Here is a 17625-nt window from a genome sequence, read left to right as displayed (position 1 = left end):
AGTCGGACAAGCGGCTGGAGAGTATGGATGACCACCCAAGACGGGCATGAGGCGCACCAGAGCGGCACACACGGGCACGGCGCCCACCACCATGCCGGGGCGGGGGTCTCCTGGACGGCGGCCGCGCAGGCGACGCTGCACTGCCTCACCGGATGCGCCATCGGCGAGGTGCTCGGCATGGTCATCGGGACGGCGTTCGGCTGGTCGAACGCGGCGACGATCGTCCTCGCCGTGGTCCTGGCGTTCGTGTTCGGCTACGCGCTGACCATGCGCGGCGTGCTGAAGGCCGGGCTGTCGCCGCGGGCGGCGCTCAAGGTCGCCCTGGCCGCCGACACGGTGTCGATCGCGATCATGGAGGTGCTGGACAACGCGACCATGGTGCTGATCCCCGGAGCCATGCACGCGGGTCTCGCGGACGCGACGTTCTGGGGCGCGCTGGCCGTGGCGTTCGTCGTCGCGTTCGTCCTGACGACGCCGGTGAACCGCTGGATGATCGGCAAGGGGAAGGGGCACGCCGTCGTCCACCAGTACCACCACTGAGGGTTCCTGGGGCGGGGCCGGGTTCTCCGGCACAATGTGTGCGGAATGGAGGTGTCTCCCATGGCCGGACTGGGCGGATCGCTTGAGCGCTCCATCATGGACGTGCTCTGGGAGGCGCCCGGCCCGCTGCGGGTCCGCGAACTGCTGGCGGAGCTGAACGAGAACGCCGACAAGACGCTCGCCTACAACACCGTCCAGACCGTGGCCGAACGGCTGGCGCAGAAGGGGCTGCTGCGGCGCACGCGGGACGGTCTGGCGTTCCGCTACTCGCCGACCCGCGCCCGGGAGGAGTACGCGGTCGAGCTGATGCTCGACGCGCTCACCGAGTCCGCCGACCACGGGAGCATCCTCACCCGGTTCGCCGAGAGCGTCCCGCCGGAGGACGCGCGCCACCTGCTGGACGCCCTGCGCCGCCGCGCCTCCGGCGCCGAAGGGGACTGACGGCGTGCTCTACCTCGTGCTCGGGCTGATCGCCACCGCCGTGCTGCTCGGCTGCGCGGCGGGGCCGGTGCTCGACCGGCCGGGACGGCCCGCCGCGCACCCGGGGACCGCCATCGCCTGCTGGGTCGCGGCCGTGACCGGCACCTTCATCGCCTGCGCCGGGGTCGTCGCGGCGGCGCTGCTGTCGCCGCCCGCGCCCGGCCACGGCCTGCTGGAACGGCTGCGCGACTGCCTGCCGCACCACGGCGCCGAGGCGATCGCGACGGCGGCGGCCGCGAGCCTGGTCCTGCTGGCGGCGTGCGGGTTCCGGGTCGCGCGCGGGCTGCCCCGGCTGCGGCGCGCGGTGCGGCACCGGCGGCGGCACCGCGAGATGCTCCGGCTCGTCGCGCGCGAGGACGAGCGGCACGGGGACGTCCTCGTCCTCGACCACCCGGTCCCCGTCGCCTACTCGCTGCCCGCCCGGCGGCGCGCGATCGTGGTCAGCACCGGCACGCGGGACGCGCTCACGCCGGAGGAGTTCGACGCGGTCCTCGTCCACGAGCGGGCCCATCTGCGGCAGCGGCACCACGCGCTGCTGCTCATGCTCGACCTGGCGCACGCCGTGCTGCCCTGGCCGCCGACCGTCCGGCGGGCGAAGCGGGCCCTTCCGCCGCTGCTGGAGATGGCCGCCGACGACGCGGCGGCGCGGGCCTGCGGCGGGCGGACGCTCGTCGGCGCGCTGCGCAGGCTCGCGGCGGCGCCGGGGGTGGCGGGCGCGCTCGGCGCGGCGGGCCCGTCCGACCGGGCGCTGGCGGAGCGGGTGCTGCGGCTGGAGAACGCGGGGACGGGCGGGCCGCGCCGCACCGCGCGGCTGGCCGCCTTCGCCTTCGCCGCGCTCGCCGTCGCCGCCCCGCTGGCGGTCGCCGCCGCGACGATCGCCGAGCTGGCCCACCTCTGCTGAATTGCCGGGATCTGCCGGTTGGGTGGCGAGATGAGGCCGTTATCTCCTACGCTGCGTAGGAGGTCGTCGCGACGCGTCCCCGCCGGGGACGGTGACGACCCGCGCCGAATCTCGCGGGCCGGTGCGGTCCGCGGAACCGGGGAACCGATTCTCCACCTGGGGTGAATCCGCTCGCGCGAGCGGTAGGGCGACTCCGGCCCGAACCCGGCAGCTCACCCGGTAGGCGGCACTGGAGAGGACGACACCGCATGCAGCGTCGCGCTGCCGTTTCCGGAACGCCTGCCCGCGCGATCGTCGCGGGCGCGGCATGGACGGCGTCCATCGCCCTCGCGGCGGGCCTCGTGGCTCCCCCGGCGGCGGTCGCCGAGCCGACGCCGTCCCGCCGGGAGCTGACCGCCCAGCAGAAGAAGCTCGCCGACGACGCCGAGAGGCTCAGCGAGCAGTACAACGGGCTGCGGGTCCGGCTCCAGCAGGCCCAGCGCGCCGCCCGGGTCGCCGAGGGCAACGCGGCGCGGCAGAAGAAGGCGCTGGACGAGGCGCGGGCCCGGATCGTCCAGCTCGCCGCCGACAGCTACAAGAACGGCCCGGCGGACCCGGCGGTCGCGTTCGCCTCGTCCGGCGACCCGCAGGCCGTGCTCGACCAGTCGGCCACCCTCAACTACTTCGCCCGCCAGGACGGCGCCCGCATCGCCCAGCTCCTGCAGATGATGCAGGCGGCGGAGCGCGCCCGGAAGTCCGCCGAGGCGCGGGCGAAGCAGGTCCGCGAGCTCACCGAGGAAGCCAAGAAGAAGCGCAAGGACCTGCAAGCGCGGTTGAAGAAGGTCGAAGCCAAACTGGGGGTCGGGCCCGGGGCGCGCACGGGCGCGGGCCCGGCCGTGAACGTCGCTCCCGGCGGCGCTTCGGCGAAGGCCATGGGCGCGGTCGCGGCGGCGCTGAGCCAGCGGGGCGTCCCGTATTCGTGGGGCGGGGGCAGCGCGTCCGGCCCGACCTACGGCACCGCGCAGGGCGCCAACATCAAGGGCTTCGACTGCTCCGGGCTGACGCTCTACGCCTACGCCCAGGTCGGCATCAGCCTCCCCCACTACACCGGCAGCCAGTTCACCGCCGGGACGCGCGTCTCGCAGAGCCAGCTCAAGCCCGGCGACCTGGTGTTCTTCTACAGCGACCTGCACCACATGGGCCTCTACATCGGCAACGGCAACATGGTGCACGCGCCCCAGACGGGCGACGTCGTGAAGATCGCCCCGATCGCCGGCCGGCCGTTCGCGGGCGGCGTCCGGGTGGCCTGACCGCGCGGTGTCCGCTCAGCCCCGCGCCGGGGAGACCTTGTGCAGGCCGATGGCCCGCGACAGCAGCCGGTCGCGGGTCCGCAGCGGCAGGCGGGCGAGCAGGCCGAGCAGGCGTGTGTCCGGTCCGACGGTGTAGCGGGGCCTCGGCCTGCCCGCGGTCAGCGCGCGGACGACGGCCGCCGCGACGATCGACGGCGGCGCGGCCTTCGCCGCCGACATCGACGCGCTGACCGCGTCGAGCTGCCCCCGGTACATCGCGACCCGCTCGGGCGGCAGCTCGGCGGCGGTCGCCTCGGTGGCGGCGGCGGCCTTGGCGAAGATCGCGGTGTCCGTCAGCCCCGGTTCGACCACCACGACGCGGATGCCCCAGTGCGCCAGCTCCAGGCGCAGGGCGTCCGACATCGAGGCGAGCGCCGCCTTGCTCGCCGAGACCGGGCCGAAGAACGGGCCCGCGACCCGCGCGGTGGCGGCGGTCAGGTTGACGACCCGCCCCTTGCCGGACCTCAGCATCGGCAGGAACGCCCGCGTGACGGCCGCCGGGCCGAACACGTTGACCTCGAACTGCCGCCGCAGCTCGTCCGCCGGGACCAGCTCGAACGGCCCCTGGACGATGATCCCCGCGTTGTTGACCACCGCGTACAGGCCGTCGCCCGCGATCGCCCGCACCTGGCGGACGGCCTCCTCGACGCTCTCGGGATCGGTGACGTCCAGCGGGAGGACCCGCACCCCGGGGATCTCGGAGAGCCGCCCGACGCTGCTCCGCACCCCCGCTAAGACCTGGAAGCCCTCGTCGGCCAGCGCCCGCGCGGTGGCGTGGCCGATCCCGCCGTTGGCCCCGGTCAGCAGGACGGCCCGCGACGCACCCGTGCTCGACATGCGATCACCTCAGCTGAATAAACGAACATGTTGGTTTGTACATGTCATCGTTTACCTGTGTGTTCGGCTGTGTCAAGATGTGCGGAGGGCAGGAATCGGGTCTCGTCGCTGGAGTGTGCGGATGTCGCTGCGCCATGGCCTCCTCGGGCTGCTGGCCGAAGGCCCGGCGAGCGGATACGACCTGGCGCGCCGCTTCTCCGAGGCGCTGGGCCTGGTGTGGCCCGCCCGGCATCCGCAGATCTACATGGAGCTGTCCCGGCTGGAGACGGCGGGCCTCATCGAGGTCGACAGCCACGGCCCGCGCGGCCGCAAGGCGTACCGGCTCACGGACGCGGGCCTGGCCGAGGTGCGGCGCTGGCTGTCCGAGGCGGAGGTCGACCACACCTTCCGGATGGAGACCCTGTTCCGCTCGTACTTCTTCTGGCTCATGGACCCGGACGACCTCAAGGCGCATCTGGCCCGCGAGGAACGGTTCTACGACGAGATGGCCCAAAGGCTGCGCGGCTACGCCGAGAGCAAGGACCGCGGCGAATGGGGCACCGGCCGCCAGGCGCGCGCGATGCGGATCGCGCTGGAGGCGGGCGTCCGCGTCAACCAGGCGCTGGTCGACTGGGCGCGCTGGGCGCGGGAGACCGACCCGATGACCGCCGACGACTTCGGAACCGCGCAGCCCGACGAAACAGGACCGACCGGCTAAGCGAGGCGGCGGTCTTCGAGGAAGTCGATGATGGCGCGGGCGATGCCGGGGTAGTCGGGGCTCAACCAGATGAAATGCGTCGGGGCCTCGCTGGTTATCAGGTGGGCGTCGGGGAGGGCCGCCGCCAGGGCCTTGGCGTGGGCGAAGGGGACCGCGCCGTCCTCGGGGCCGGCGATCACCAGGGCGGGCTGGACGACGCTGGACGCCACCTCGCGATAGGCGCTCGCATCACCGAAATCGCGCAGGTCGGCGGCGAAGCCGCTGCCCGAGCGCATGTGCTGGAAAAGGGTCGCGGCCATTGTCCGGTGCGGTTCCGCCATCGCGGCCAGGATCGGGCCGATCGGCTGGACGCTCAGTTCGCCCAGCAGCAGGCGCAGCCCAATTCCAGGAGCGCGGCGCATCAGGAGGTGTAGCAGCGCCCAGGTCACGCGCTCGGCGCGCGGGTCGAACACGACGCGTCCGCCGAGCCGCGTCCGCCGGTCGGGCCACGGCAGCGGGCCGACCGCGCTCTGCAGGACGAGCCGCCGCACCAGCCCCGGATGGCGGGCGGCGACCGCCACCGCGGACGGCCCGCCCGCCGACTGCCCCACCACCGCCGCCAGCGACCCGATGCCGAGGCGGTCGCACAGGTCGGCGACCACGTCGGCGAACCCGGGCGCCGACGTGCCGGTGGTGAGCGGCGTGCGGCCGTAGCCGGGACGCGACGGCGCCAGCACCGAGTACCCGGCGTCGGCGAACACGTCCTCCCCGAGGGGCAGGGAGGCGCGCATGTGCCCGCCGTGCATCATCAGCACGGTCTCGGGCCCGCGCCGCTCCCACCGGTATTCGACCCGCCCGCGGGACAGGTCCGCCGTTTCCGTCAGACGTTCCACGGGAGAAACGTACGCCCCTCAGCCCGCGAAGATCGCGGGTCGTCGCCGCGCCCAGGGGCGGGCGCGCTCGATCTGGGCCGCCAGGCGGATGAGGACGTCCTCGCGCCCGTAGGCGGCGGCGAGCTGGACGCCCACCGGCAGGCCGTCGCCGCTGAACCCGAACGGGACGGACGCGGCGGGCTGCCCCACCATGTTGAACTGCGGCGTGAAGCAGAGGATCCGGATCGACCTGCGCAGCCCCTCCTCGCCGTCGAAGTAGCCGAGCGGGGTCGCGGGCGTCGGCAGGACGGGCGAGAGCAGCACGTCGAACCCGCCGTCCGCCCACCAGGAGGCCATCCGGCGGCGGAAGCGGTCCCGCCAGTCCTGGTTCGCGATGTGCCGGGCCGCGCCGATCTCCGCGCCGCGATCGCGCCACCACCAGGCCATCTCCTCGGCGTCGCCGCGTTCGAGCGGACGTCCCGCGAGCGCCTCCAGGTCCTCGAACATCGCCGTGACGGTGGGGCTGAGCAGGTGCAGCCACCGGTCGAGGAACTCGGGGTCGGTCATCGCCTCGGGGTGCGACACCTCCACCCGGTGGCCGAGGTCGGAGAGCAGTCCGGCCGCCTCGCGGACGACCGCGTTGACGTCGGCGTCCACGGGGAAGCCGTTGACGTCCGGGACGTCCATCAGCCCGACGCGCAGCGGCTCCGGGTCGGCGGCGGCGAGCGCGAGGTAGCTGTCCGGACGGTGCGGCGCGACCGTCGAGTCACCGGCGCGGTAACCGGCGGCGAGGTCGAGCGCGGCCGCGGTGTCGCGCACCGACCGCGACACGAACCCGAGGGTGGTGTGGCCCTCCATGTTGTCGCCGCCGGGGGCCGGGCTGATCCGTCCGCGGCTCGGCTTCAGGCCGAAGAGCCCGCAGTTGGACGCGGGCATGCGGATGGAGCCGCCGCCGTCGCTGGCCTGCGCGATCGGGACGAGTCCCGCCGCCACCGCCGCCGCCGACCCGCCGGACGAGCCGCCGGTCGACCGGCCGGTGTCCCACGGGTTGCGGGCCGGGCCGTAGGCGACCGGCTCGGTGGTGTTGACCAGCCCGAACTCGGGGACGTTCGTCCGCCCGAGGATCGCGAACCCGGCCCGCCCGATCGACCTCGTCAGCTCCGCGTCCTCGGTCGCGCGGTGGCCGAGGTCGCGGAGCAGCCGGTTGCCGGAGTGGGACGGCTCCCCCGCCATCTCGCACCCGAGGTCCTTCAGGAGGATGGGGACGCCGTGGAACGGGCCGTCCGGGAGGCCGTCCGCGACCTCCCGGCGGGCCTTGTCGAAACGACGGTGGATGACGGTGTTGAGGCGTCCGTCGACGGCCTCGATCCGGGCGATCGCGGCCTCGGTCAGCTCGGCCGCCGAGACCTCCCCGGCGCGGACCAGCGCGGCCTGGCCGATCGCGTCCACGCCTGCGAGTTCTTCGCTCATGCCCATGAGGTGCTGCCTTCCTTCTCGGACGGGTGCGGGGTGGCGGGGGCGGCGCGCGACAGGCGGAGCTGCGCGAGGACCAACAGGGCGGCGGCGGCGAGCGACATGCCGCAGGTGATCGTCCAGGCGGCGCCGCCGCCGAGCCGCTCGAACGCCACCCCGAACACGAGCGGCCCGGTCATCGCGCCGACGTACACCCCCGCCTGGACGAATCCGGTGGCCCCGGCCACGTCGTCGCCGAAGCGCTGCGTGACCGAGAGGTGGAACAGGCCCGACCAGCCCCAGCCGAGGCCGAACGCGAGGAGCGCCCCGGCGGTGAACAGGCCGACCGAGCCGCTCGCGAGGAACGCGTAGCCGACGCCGCCGCCGACGAGCATCGCGGCGGCCGGGCGCAGGTAGTCGGGCCTGCGCCCGTTCCCGGACCATCCGGCGGCGACGCGGACCGCGACGCAGACGGCGCTGCCCGCCATCTGGAGCGCCGCCGCCCAGCGCGCGGTCATCCCCACGTCGGCGGCGGAGCTGGTGAGGAACGCCGGGATGTTCGTCCCCGCCATCGACGCGAACGCCGCCCCGCACATCATCAGCGGCAGCGCACCCCCGATCCGGGCGCGGCGGCGCGGCCGGGCCGGTCCGGCGCGGCGCGCGGCCCCGACGGCGGGGACGCCGAACGCGGCCACCGCCGTCTCGACCGCGAGGACGGCCGCGCACCAGCGCCAGCCGAGGGTCAGCGACAGGGCCGGGATCAGCAGCGCGACGATCAGCGTGGCGAGCGGCACCGCCGACTGGTTCAGCCCGAACGCGAGCCCGCGGAACCGCCTCGGGATCGCCGTGCCGAGCGCCTGGCTGACGGTCGGCTGCACCATCGAGTTGCCCGCGCCCCCGGCGATCTGCGCGAGCAGCAGCGTCTCCCAGTTCCGCGCGGACGCCACCAGGGCGAACGACACCACGGCGAGGACCATCGCGGTCCGCATGCAGCGGCGGGCGCCGAACCGGTGGACGATCCGCCCGGCCGCCATCGACATGGCCGCCGACACGGCGAAGTACCCGGCGACGACGGCCGCGAGGTGCACGGACGTGAAGGGCAGGTCGTCCCGGATGTGGATGGCGAGCACGCCGACCAGGAACGGCGGCGCCGCGACGGAGATCGTGCAGAACACCGACGCCGCGACGATCCTCCATTCGCGCCGCCCCATGGGCGCCGCGCCCTCGGGGCTCACCTCGCGGTCACGAACTTCACGACCTCGTCTGCGAACGCGTCCGGCCGCTGCTCGGGGAGCGACACCCCGGCCCCGTCGATGGGCCGGAAGGCGGCGCCGAGCAGGTCCGCGAGCCGCTCCTGGTCCGGCATGGAGTAGCCGTCACCCGCCCCGCAGATCAGGTGAACGGGGGCGCTGACCAGGGGGATCCGCTCCTCCATCGGGTACTCGTTGACGGCGACGTGCCCCTCCTCGACGCGGTCGATCACGCCGAGCGCGTCGATGACGCAGCGGGTCAGATGGGCCTCCTCGCCCTTCTCGTAGAAGGCTCCGCGGCGGCGCCACAGCTCGGTGAGGTGGCCGCCGTCCGGGTCGGGGTCGACGTGGTCGATCGGCGGACGGTCCCGCACGAGCAGCCGCCGCTCCGGCGTGACGAGCGGCATCGCCGACAGGACCAGCGCCTCCACCCGCTCCGGATGCCGCGCGGCCGTCTCCAGCGCGATGACGGCTCCGGTGTGGTGGCCGGCGACGGCGACGCGCTCCAGGGAGAGTGCGTCGAGCAGGGCGGCGACCCCGTCGGCGAACAGCTCGATGGAGAACGTCTGGGACGTGCGGGCGGACTGCCCGAACCCGAGCGTGTCCATCGCGATGGCCCGGACGTGCCGTCCGGCGAGCGGGAGGACGTCGATGTACTCCGTCCAGGAGCGCGGCGTCTGGTGCAGGAAGAGCACCGGCGTACCGGTCCCGCACTCGGCGAAGTGGATCTGGCCGAACGGGGTGTCGGCGTACGAGCGTCGGACTTGCATGCGGACTCCCTGGGTGACCGGCTGGATCAACCGGCGAAGACGGGCGGCCGGAGGTGCGCCCACGGACGTGCGGACTCGATCTGCGCCGCGACCGAGACGAGGAGGTCCTCCCGCCCGTACGCGGCGACGAGCTGGACGCCGATCGGCTCCCCCGCGTCCGTGACGGTCGCCGGGACGGAGACCGCGGGCTGCCCGGTCGTGTTGAACGGCGCGGTGAAGGTCAGGACGTCGACCGACGCCTGGATCCCGTCCGGCTCGACCCACGGCCAGCTCACCGGCTTCGGCGGGGTGGCGAAGACGGGGCTGAGCAGGAGGTCGAAGCCGCCCGTCCACCAGCGGGCCATGCGGGCGCGGAGCCGTCCCTGCCAGGTCAGCGCGTCGGCCAGGTCGAGGCCGCTGATCTCGCGGCCCCGGTTCACCCAGAACCAGGTGATCGCGTCGAGGTCGGCCGGGCCGGGTTCGGCGCCGAGCTCGGCGGCGAGGGCGGCGACGTCCTGCGCGGCCGTCACGCTCAGCGCGTCGAAGAACATCGGCAGGCACAGCGGGTCCATGAGCGCGTCGGGATGGGACTCCTCGACGCGGTGGCCGAGCCCGTCGAGCAGGTCCGCCATGTCCAGGACGGCGTCGCGCACCACCGGCACGACCTGCGGCGCGTGCTCCGGCGCGTGCGCCAGCACGCCGACGCGGAGGGGGTCGGGATCGCGGCCGACGAGCCCGGCGAGTCCGCCGTCCGGCAGCGCCGGAGGCCGTCCGGTGTCGCCGGGCGCGCCGCCGCTGACCGCGTCGAGGATGGCCGCCGTGTCCCGGACGGTCCGCGTCACCACCGCCGGGACGCTGTGCCCCCACCGGCTCGGGACGCCCGGCCCCGCGCTGATCCGCCCGTCGCTCGGCTTCAGCCCGACGAGGTGGCAGAACGCGGCGGGCATCCGGATCGAGCCGCCGCCGTCGCCGCCCTGCGCGGCGGGCACCATGCCCGCCGCGACCGCCGCCGACGCCCCGCCCGACGAACCGCCGGACGTCAGGTCGAGCCGCCACGGGTTGCGCGTGATCCCGTGCACCTTGCTCTCGCTGACCGACACGAGCCCGAACTCGGGCGTGGACGTCTGCCCGACCACGATGAAGCCCGCGCCGGCGAGCCTGCGGTTGATCGTCGAGTCCGCGCGCGCCGTCCTGCCGAAACGAGCGACCCAGGCCGAGCCGAGGTCCGCCGGGTCGCCCGCGCTGTCGTTCAGTGCCTTGACCAGCATCGGGACCCCGGCGAACGGCGCGCCGGGCACGGTCTCCCGGGCGGCGTCGAGCGCCCGCTCGTAGCGGCGGTGGACGACCGCGTTGACCCGCGCGTCGGTCGCCTCGATCCGCTCGATGGCCGCCTGGACGAGCTCCTCCGGCGTCGCCTCGCCCCGGCGCACCAGCTCGGCCTGGCCGACGGCGTCGACGTCCACGAGACCGGTCATCGTCCCTCCGTCCCGGCGGGGTGGTGGCAGGCGACCACGCGGCCCGGCGCCACCTCGACGGGCTCGGGACGGAGCGTCCGGCAGTCGGCCTCGGCCGCCGGGCAGCGCGCCGCGAACGCGCACCCGGCCGGGGCCGCCGCCACCTCCGCCTGACCGGACTCCGCCTGACCGGACTCCGCCTGACCGGACTCCGCCTGACCGGACCGCGGCCGCCGCTCCGGCCGCTCCGGACGGTCGCGCGGGTTCGGCGACGGCATGGCCGCCAGCAGCTCCCGCGTGTACCAGTGCGCGGGCGCCTCGAACAGGCTCGCCGCGTCGGCCAGCTCGACGAGGCGTCCCGCGTACATCACCGCGACGCGGTCACTGATCGCCCGCACCACGGCCAGGTCGTGCGAGATGAAGACGTATGTCAGGTTCTCGGCGCGCTGGATCTTGGCGAGCAGGTCGAGCACCTGCGCCTGGACGGACACGTCGAGCGCGGACGTCGGCTCGTCCAGCACGACGACCCTCGGGTCCCCGACGATGGCGCGGGCGATGGCGATGCGCTGCTTCTGGCCGCCGGAGAACTCGTCCGGCAGCCGGGCGGCGCTGTCCTCGGGCAGGCCGACCTCGCGGAGCACCTCCCGCACCCGCTCGGCGGCGGCCTTCGCGCCCGTGTCGGACGCCGCGAGCGGCTCCCGCACGGACGTCCCGACGCGCAGCCTCGGGTTCAGCGACCCCGCCGGATGCTGGAAGACCATCTGCACCCGGCGGCGGAGCCTCCCGGCCCGCCCGCCGCCGCCCTCGGCCCGGTGGCCGGGACCGCTCATCGTCAGCCGTCCGGAGTCCGGCCGTTCGAGGTGGACGAGCATCTTCGCCAGCGTGCTCTTCCCGGACCCGGACTCGCCGACGACCCCGAGCACCTCCCCCTCCCGGACGTCGAGCGACACGCCCTGGACCGCGTGGACGAGGCGTCCGCGCGACCGGTAGGTGCGGCTCACGTCGTCCACGACGTAGAGCGGCTTCCCGGCGGCCGGGCGCGATTCCGTCTCCGCGCGCGGGCGGTCCAGGTGCGGGACGGAGCGCAGCAGCATCCGCGTGTACTCCGTCTTCGGCTCCAGCAGCACCTCCTCGACGCCGCCGTGCTCGACGATCTCCCCGTCGAGCATGACCGCGACCCGGTCCGCCGTCTGGGCGATCACCCCGATGTCGTGCGAGATGAGGACGATGCCGACGCCGAACTCGTCGCGGACCGTCCGGAACAGCTCCAGGATCCCGGCCTGGACGGTGACGTCGAGCGCCGTCGTCGGCTCGTCGGCGAGCAGCAGCGCCGGGTCCCCGGCCAGCGCGAGCGCGACCGCCGCGCGCTGCCGGAGACCGCCGGAGAGCTGGTGCGGATACTGCCGGGCCCGCCGGTCCGGCTCGGGGACGCCGACCTTGTCCAGCAGCTCCCGGACGACGGCCCGCGACTCCGCCCGCCTGACCCCGCGGTGCCGGGTGACGACCTCCGCGATCTGGTTCCCGATCCGCATGCTCGGGTCGAGCGCGCCCATGGCGTCCTGGAAGACCATCGCGACGGAGTCGCCGCGCATCCGCGTCAGCGTCCGCGCGTCCGCCGCGAGGACGTCGGTGCCGCAGATCGTCAGCTCGTCCGCGGTCACCTCGGCGGCCTTCGGCAGCAGCCCGAGGCAGCCGAGCGCGACCGAGCTCTTGCCGCTGCCGCTCTCCCCGATCAGCCCGACGATCTCGCCGGCGCGCACGCTGAGGTCCACGCCCCGGACGCTCGGCGTCCCGGGCCCGTACCCGATGGTCAGGTTGCGGATGGCGAGGACCGGGCCGGACGGGTCGCCGCCCGCCCCGCCCGGGGCCGCCGGGTCCGCCGGGTCCGCCACAGGTCTGCCCTTCATGCCTCTCCTCGGCCGGTCAGGAGTTCTTCAGGAAGATGCGCGTGCCGGACGGGTCCGCCTCGAACTTCTTGAGCTTCGGCCCCCACACGTCGTAGGCGATCGGGGCCGCGTACGGGACGACCATGTACACGCGCTCCGCGACGTACCGGTTGATCTCCGTGTACATCCGCTTGCGCTCGGCGTCGTCCTTCGCCTTCGTGACGGCGTCGGACATCATCTGCCACAACTTCGGGTCGTTGATCTTCGTGGACGGGATGCCCTTGGCGAACCACAGCGCGAGGTACTGGCTCGCGTCGGCGTTGAGCGCGGCGGTGAGCTGGATCATGTCCGCGTTCCACTTGCCGGACAGCAGGTTGCCGACGAGCTGCGAGAACGGGAGCTGCTTGATCTCCAGCTCGATGCCGATCTGGGAGAGCTGCTGCTTCATGAGCTGCGCCGTCGGCAGGATCTCCGGGATCTCCGACTGGAGCGCGACGGTCAGCTTGACGTCCTTCGCGCCCGACTCGGCGAGCAGCTTCTTCGCCTCGGCCTGGTTGTAGGTGTAGTTCGGGAAGTCGGCGGTGGCGGCCGCGCCCAGCGGGTCGGCGGGCGGGACGATCCCCGCGAGCTCGCCGACGCCCTGCGAGCCGATCTTGATGAGCTGCTGCCGGTCGATGCCGACGCTGATCGCCCTGCGCACCTTCTCGTTCGCGAGCGGGCCCTGGGCCACGTTCATGCCGAGCCAGTACGACCCGACGTTGTGCGTCGGGCCCACGTTGATGCCGCGCCGCTTCAGCGCCTCGACGTTCTTCGGCAGCTTCACCTGCGTCATGTCGACCGAGCCGGACTGGAGCGCCTGGACGCGGGTGGACTCGTCCGGGATGAGCCGGTAGTCGACGGCGTCGAACCCGGGCTTCGGCTTGTCCCAGTACCCGGCGAACTTCACCGTCTTGATGAGCGAGCCCTCCTGGTACGCGGCCAGCTTGTACGGGCCCGTGCCGTTCTCCTGGGTCTTGCGCTCGTTCTCCGACTTGGACTTCGTCCACTGCTCGCTGACGATCCCGGCGCTCCACGGCTGGGCGAGCAGGTGCAGCAGCGACGCCTGCGGCTCCTTGAGCGTGATGGCGACCTTGTCGTCGCCGACCGCCTTGACGTCCTTGAAGCTGTAGAGCGAGACGTACGGCGAGTGCGTCTTCGGGTCGACGATGCGCTTGAGGCTGAACACGACGTCGCTCGCCTTCACCGGCGTCCCGTCGTGGAACGTGACACCCTTGCGCAGCGTGAACTCGTACTCGGTCGGGGACACCTGCTTCCACGACTCCGCGACCGCGGGCTTCAGCGTCGTCGTGTCGGTGTCGAGGGCGAGGAGGCCCTCGTAGAACTGCGCGACCATGCGCTTGGCGTTGAACGCCTGGGCCATGATCGGGTCGAGGCCGCTGAGCGGCTGGCTGTCGTCGGCGACGACCAGGGCGCCGCCGCGCGCCGCCGTCCCGGACGATCCGGACGACGACGACCCGGAGCCGCTGCACCCGGCGACGGCCAGCGTCGCCGCGGTGGTGAGCGCCAGGGCGCCGAGCATGCCTCTTCCCATGCGTTTGCCCGCCATAGTGATGCCTTCCTTTTCCGTGAGAATGGTCAGACGACCGAGCGGCGGGAGACGGAGAACCCCTCGCCGATCAGGCTCCAGCCGATGGACGAGAGCAGCAGCGCACCCGCCGGACCCAGCGGAAGCCAGGGCGAGTCGGCCATGTAGTTCTGCGATTCGAAGATCATCCGACCCCAGCTCGGAGTCGGCGGCTGCACACCGAGGCCCAGATAACTCAGCGACGATTCCAGCAGGATGACGATCGCCGCCGTATTGGCGAGCTGGACCATCATCAGCGGGAAGACATTCGGCAGGAGATGCTTGACCGCGATGACCGGGGCGCGCACCCCGGAAATGCGGGCGGACAGAATGAATTCGCGTTCCCGCAGTTCCAGGCAGCGCGCCCGCACCACCCGCGCGAACTGCGGGATCGACACCACCGCGAGGACGATGACCAGCGTCTTGCGGGTGGGCGAGAAGACCGTGATCGCGGCCAGCGCGAGCAGGATCGAGGGGAACGACAGCAGCAGGTCGACCGCCGCCATGAGCAGCGCGTCGAGCCGTCCGCCCTGGAGCCCGGCGGCGAGCCCGATCATGGACCCGACGACCAGGGCGAGCAGGGCGGCGAACACCGCGATCGACAGCGACGTCCGCCCGGCGATGCACAGCCGCACGAAGTAGTCGCGGCCGAGGTCGTCGGTGCCCATCCAGTGCGTGCCGTCCAGCCCGGTGAACGGGTCGCCCGCGACCTCCGTCGGCGAGTACGGGCGCAGCACGCCGACCAGGTAGGACATGCCGACCAGGGCCAGCAGGATCAGCACCCCGGCGATGATCCCGGCGCGCGAGCGCAGCACGGGCCGCAACGACCGCCTCGCGGGTCCGCCCGTGGAGGCCGGGACGTCCTCCACCGTGACGATGTCACTCATCGCAGCCCACCTACCTTGGGGTTGATCAGCGGATAGAAGAGGTCGACCACGAGGTTCATCACGACGAAGACGCCGCCGAGCAGGAGGATGCACGCCTGCGCGGCGGCGTAGTCCTTCTGCAGGATCGAGGTGACGGTGAGCTGCCCGATGCCGGGGATGGCGAAGACGTTCTCGATCAGGATCGACTGCCCGACCATGCCCGCGAGCTGGAGCCCCGCGATGGTGACGACCGGCCCGGACGCGTTGCGCAGCCCGTGCCGGACGGTCGCCTGGAGCCGGGTGGCGCCGGTCGCGAGCGCGGTGCGCATGTAGTCCTGCTCGTAGACCTCCAGCATCGACGCCCGCATGTAGCGGCAGATCGTCGAGCCGAGCGGCAGCCCGAGCGCCAGCGCCGGAAGGATCAGCGCCTGGACGTTGCGCGCCGGGTCCGCCGTGAACGGCGCCCAGCCGAGCGTCGGCCAGGACGGCATGACCATCGACGCGAACAGCACCAGCGCGACGCCGAACGCGAACACCGGCGTCGCCAGCCCGAGGAAGGTGGCGCTGCGCGCGACCCGGTCGAAGAACCGGCCGCGCTTCATCGCCGCGATCGCCCCGAAAGGCACGCCCCACGCGATGGAGACGATCGTGGCGGCGATGGCGAGTTCGAGCGTGTTCGGCAGCCGGTCGGCGATCAGCGTGCGGACCGGCTGGCCGTTGAAGACGGAGATGCCGAAGTCGCCGCGCAGGACGTTCCCGAGCCAGTGCGTGTACTGCTCGATGAGCGGGCCGTCCAGGCCGAGGTCGCGGGTCAGCTGGGCGCGGGTCTCCGGCGTGCTGTAGGGGCCCGCGAGCAGGTCCACCGAGTTGCCCGGCAGCATGTGGACGAGCCCGAACGCGATGATCGACAGCAGGAACATCACGAGGACGCCGCGCAGCAGCCGCGTCCCGAGGAAGAGCGCGAGCGGGGGCGGCGCGAAGCGACGCGCGGCGCGCTCCTCCGGTGGCCTCACCTTCGGAGAAGGCGCCTGTGTCGCTGAGCTCATCCGAACCTCCTGCCGCCTGCCCCCTGCGAGTGGCAGCAAGGTTGTTCAGGTCACACCCGGGATGCCACCCGCACGTCTCGCTGAGCGGACCGCGGGCCGATCCGGGCCCGCCGCCGCGAACCCGCTGATCACGGGCCGGTCCTGGTGGGGGCGCCGGAGCCGGTTCGGACAGCGGACCGCCGCCCTCCCGCCGGGCGCCCCGCGTGCGCGACCATGCACCGAACCGGCGGAAGGAGTTCACGCATGCAGCCCACGGCCACGGAATGGCTGGCCCGCATGGGGCGGGGGGAGATCTCGGCGGTCGAGCTGGCCGAGCACTACCTCGCCCGCGTCGCCGCCGCGAACCCCCGCGTCAACGCCGTGGTCGCGCTCGACGCGGACGCCGTGCGGGCGGCGGCCCGGGACGCCGACGACCGCCGGAGCCGCGGCGAGGGCGGCCCGCTGCTCGGCCTGCCCGTCACGATCAAGGACTGCCTGGACGTCGCGGGCCTGCCCTGCCGGGCCGGGTCGCGCGCCCGCGAGGACGTCCCGCAGGCGGACGCGGTGGTCGTCCAGCGGATCAAGCGGGCCGGGGGCGTGATCCTCGGCAAGACGAACATGCCGGAGCTCGGCTCGTCCTACGAGACCGACAACAAGGTGTACGGGCGGACCAGCCATCCGCTCGACGCCGCGCGGACGCCGGGCGGGTCCAGCGGCGGGGAGGCGGCGGTCCTCGGCGCGGACGCGTCCCCGCTCGGCGTCGGCACGGACGGCGGCGGCTCCGTCCGCGTGCCGAGCCACTACTGCGGGCTCGTCGGCCTGCGGCCCACGGTCGGGCGCGTCCCCGCGACGGGGAGCTGGCCCGACAAGCGCTCGGGCCCGACCCTCGACATCACCTGCATCGGCCCGATGGGACGCTCCACGGCGGACATCGCGCTGCTCCTCGACGTGATCCACGGGCCGGACCTCGCGGACCCGTTCGCGCACCCGGTGCCGCTGCGCGACTGGTCGGCGGTCGACGTCGCGGGCCTGCGCGTCGGCTGGTACGTCGAGGACGGCCTCGCCCACCCCTCGGACGCGACCGTCGCGGCCGTGCGGCGCGCCGCCGGGATCCTGGAGAAGGCCGGGGCGGCGGTCGTCCAGGTCGAGCCGCCCGCGGTCGCCGAGGCGACCGAGCTGTTCTTCGCCGCGCTCGCCGCGGACGGCGGCGCCGGCGTCCGCGCCCTGGTCGGGGACGCCCCGGACGACCACACCGAGCAGTTCCTCGACCTGCTGGACAACCCCCGGCACGGCAGCTCGACGTCCGCCGGGGACTACTTCGCGCTGCTCGACCGGATGTTCGGCCTGCGGTCACGGGTGCGGCGGTGGATCGACGGCTACGACGTCGTGCTCGCCCCGGTCGCCGCCGGGCCCGCGCCCCGGCACGGCGAGCCGCCGCGGGGCGTCGCCGCCGACTACGGCCGGTACGAGGGGTTCAACTACACCCACACCTACAGCGTCGCCGGGCTGCCGTCGGCGTCCGTCCCGGCCGGGGTCGAGGACGGCCTGCCGATCGGGGTGCAGGTCATCGCGCAGTGCTGGCGGGAGGACCTGGTGCTCGCCGCCTGCGCCGCGATCGAGCGCGAGACGGGCGGCTTCCAGATCGTCGACCGCCCCGCCCTCTCCTGAGAACGAGCGCGCGGCGG

Annotated in this window: 16 protein-coding genes and 1 riboswitch; of the genes, 6 read left to right on the top strand and 10 right to left on the bottom strand. The window is 73.7% G+C overall.

The features are described from left to right. Positions 1-27: 27 nt before the first annotated feature. The 4 genes from ACH01S_RS37275 to ACH01S_RS37260 all read left to right on the top strand — a co-directional run bounded on the left by ACH01S_RS37275 (position 28) and on the right by ACH01S_RS37260 (position 3210). Entirely contained in the window at positions 28-540 is a 513-nt protein-coding gene (locus tag ACH01S_RS37275; RefSeq protein ID WP_067903644.1) for a DUF4396 domain-containing protein, read from the top strand. Positions 541-600: 60 nt separating this feature from the next. Continuing rightward, on the top strand, positions 601-981 hold the full coding sequence (locus ACH01S_RS37270; RefSeq protein WP_083981577.1) for a BlaI/MecI/CopY family transcriptional regulator: 381 nt from the start codon (positions 601-603) through the stop codon (positions 979-981). Positions 982-985: 4 nt separating this feature from the next. Then, complete coding sequence (locus tag ACH01S_RS37265; RefSeq protein WP_067903638.1) at positions 986-1921, top strand: M56 family metallopeptidase; 936 nt, start codon at positions 986-988, stop codon at positions 1919-1921. 92 nt (positions 1922-2013) lie between these two features. Next, positions 2014-2163, top strand: a riboswitch (cyclic di-AMP (ydaO/yuaA leader). 6 nt (positions 2164-2169) lie between these two features. After that, entirely contained in the window at positions 2170-3210 is a 1041-nt protein-coding gene (locus ACH01S_RS37260; RefSeq protein ID WP_083981576.1) for an NlpC/P60 family protein, read from the top strand. Positions 3211-3225: 15 nt separating this feature from the next. On the opposite strand, the gene ACH01S_RS37255 is transcribed toward ACH01S_RS37260, so the two are convergent. Then, positions 3226-4086, bottom strand: a complete 861-nt coding sequence (locus ACH01S_RS37255) for an SDR family oxidoreductase (protein WP_067903636.1) — start codon at positions 4084-4086, stop codon at positions 3226-3228. Between the two features lie 121 nt (positions 4087-4207). Here ACH01S_RS37255 and ACH01S_RS37250 point away from each other — a divergent pair, with 121 nt between their 5' ends. Continuing rightward, positions 4208-4783, top strand: a complete 576-nt coding sequence (locus ACH01S_RS37250; protein ID WP_067903633.1) for a PadR family transcriptional regulator — start codon at positions 4208-4210, stop codon at positions 4781-4783. Here the strand turns inward: ACH01S_RS37250 and ACH01S_RS37245 are convergent. Genes ACH01S_RS37245 through ACH01S_RS37205 form a run of 9 tightly spaced genes read right to left on the bottom strand, consistent with a single transcriptional unit; the run spans position 4780 to position 15961 of the window. Further along, on the bottom strand, positions 4780-5655 hold the full coding sequence (locus ACH01S_RS37245) for an alpha/beta hydrolase (protein WP_246236537.1): 876 nt from the start codon (positions 5653-5655) through the stop codon (positions 4780-4782). The genes ACH01S_RS37250 and ACH01S_RS37245 overlap by 4 nt on opposite strands. Before the next feature lie 18 nt (positions 5656-5673). Then, entirely contained in the window at positions 5674-7104 is a 1431-nt protein-coding gene (locus ACH01S_RS37240) for an amidase (protein ID WP_169809421.1), read from the bottom strand. After that, on the bottom strand, positions 7101-8321 hold the full coding sequence (locus ACH01S_RS37235) for an MFS transporter (RefSeq protein WP_148344220.1): 1221 nt from the start codon (positions 8319-8321) through the stop codon (positions 7101-7103). Before ACH01S_RS37235 ends, ACH01S_RS37240 begins: the two co-directional genes overlap by 4 nt. After that, positions 8318-9106 (bottom strand): alpha/beta fold hydrolase, encoded by a 789-nt coding sequence (locus ACH01S_RS37230; RefSeq protein ID WP_067903624.1) that lies wholly within the window; start codon positions 9104-9106, stop codon positions 8318-8320. The genes ACH01S_RS37235 and ACH01S_RS37230 overlap by 4 nt, the downstream gene beginning before the upstream one ends. Before the next feature lie 26 nt (positions 9107-9132). Then, positions 9133-10560, bottom strand: a complete 1428-nt coding sequence (locus ACH01S_RS37225; RefSeq protein WP_067903622.1) for an amidase — start codon at positions 10558-10560, stop codon at positions 9133-9135. Beyond that, positions 10557-12446: a dipeptide ABC transporter ATP-binding protein gene (locus tag ACH01S_RS37220; protein WP_083981574.1), complete on the bottom strand. Its 1890-nt coding sequence runs from the start codon at positions 12444-12446 to the stop codon at positions 10557-10559. Before ACH01S_RS37220 ends, ACH01S_RS37225 begins: the two co-directional genes overlap by 4 nt. A gap of 16 nt (positions 12447-12462) precedes the next feature. Further along, positions 12463-14016, bottom strand: a complete 1554-nt coding sequence (locus ACH01S_RS37215; RefSeq protein ID WP_067903616.1) for an ABC transporter substrate-binding protein — start codon at positions 14014-14016, stop codon at positions 12463-12465. Between the two features lie 44 nt (positions 14017-14060). Beyond that, the gene (locus tag ACH01S_RS37210; protein WP_067903613.1) at positions 14061-14936 is read right to left on the bottom strand and encodes an ABC transporter permease; all 876 of its coding nucleotides are present in this window, start codon (positions 14934-14936) and stop codon (positions 14061-14063) included. Beyond that, a complete protein-coding gene (locus ACH01S_RS37205) occupies positions 14933-15961 on the bottom strand; it encodes an ABC transporter permease (protein WP_083981572.1) in 1029 nt (342 codons plus the stop codon). Before ACH01S_RS37205 ends, ACH01S_RS37210 begins: the two co-directional genes overlap by 4 nt. A gap of 243 nt (positions 15962-16204) precedes the next feature. Here ACH01S_RS37205 and ACH01S_RS37200 point away from each other — a divergent pair, with 243 nt between their 5' ends. Then, positions 16205-17608, top strand: coding sequence for an amidase (locus tag ACH01S_RS37200; RefSeq protein WP_067903609.1), 1404 nt, complete (start codon positions 16205-16207; stop codon positions 17606-17608). Positions 17609-17625: the final 17 nt, after the last annotated feature.

The sequence above is a fragment of the Actinomadura chibensis NBRC 106107 genome, assembly GCF_001552135.1.
GTDB classification, from domain to species: Bacteria; Actinomycetota; Actinomycetes; order Streptosporangiales; family Streptosporangiaceae; genus Spirillospora; species Spirillospora chibensis.
The sequence above is the reverse complement of the archived record's forward strand: the minus strand, read 5'-3'. Positions and strand labels throughout refer to the sequence as shown.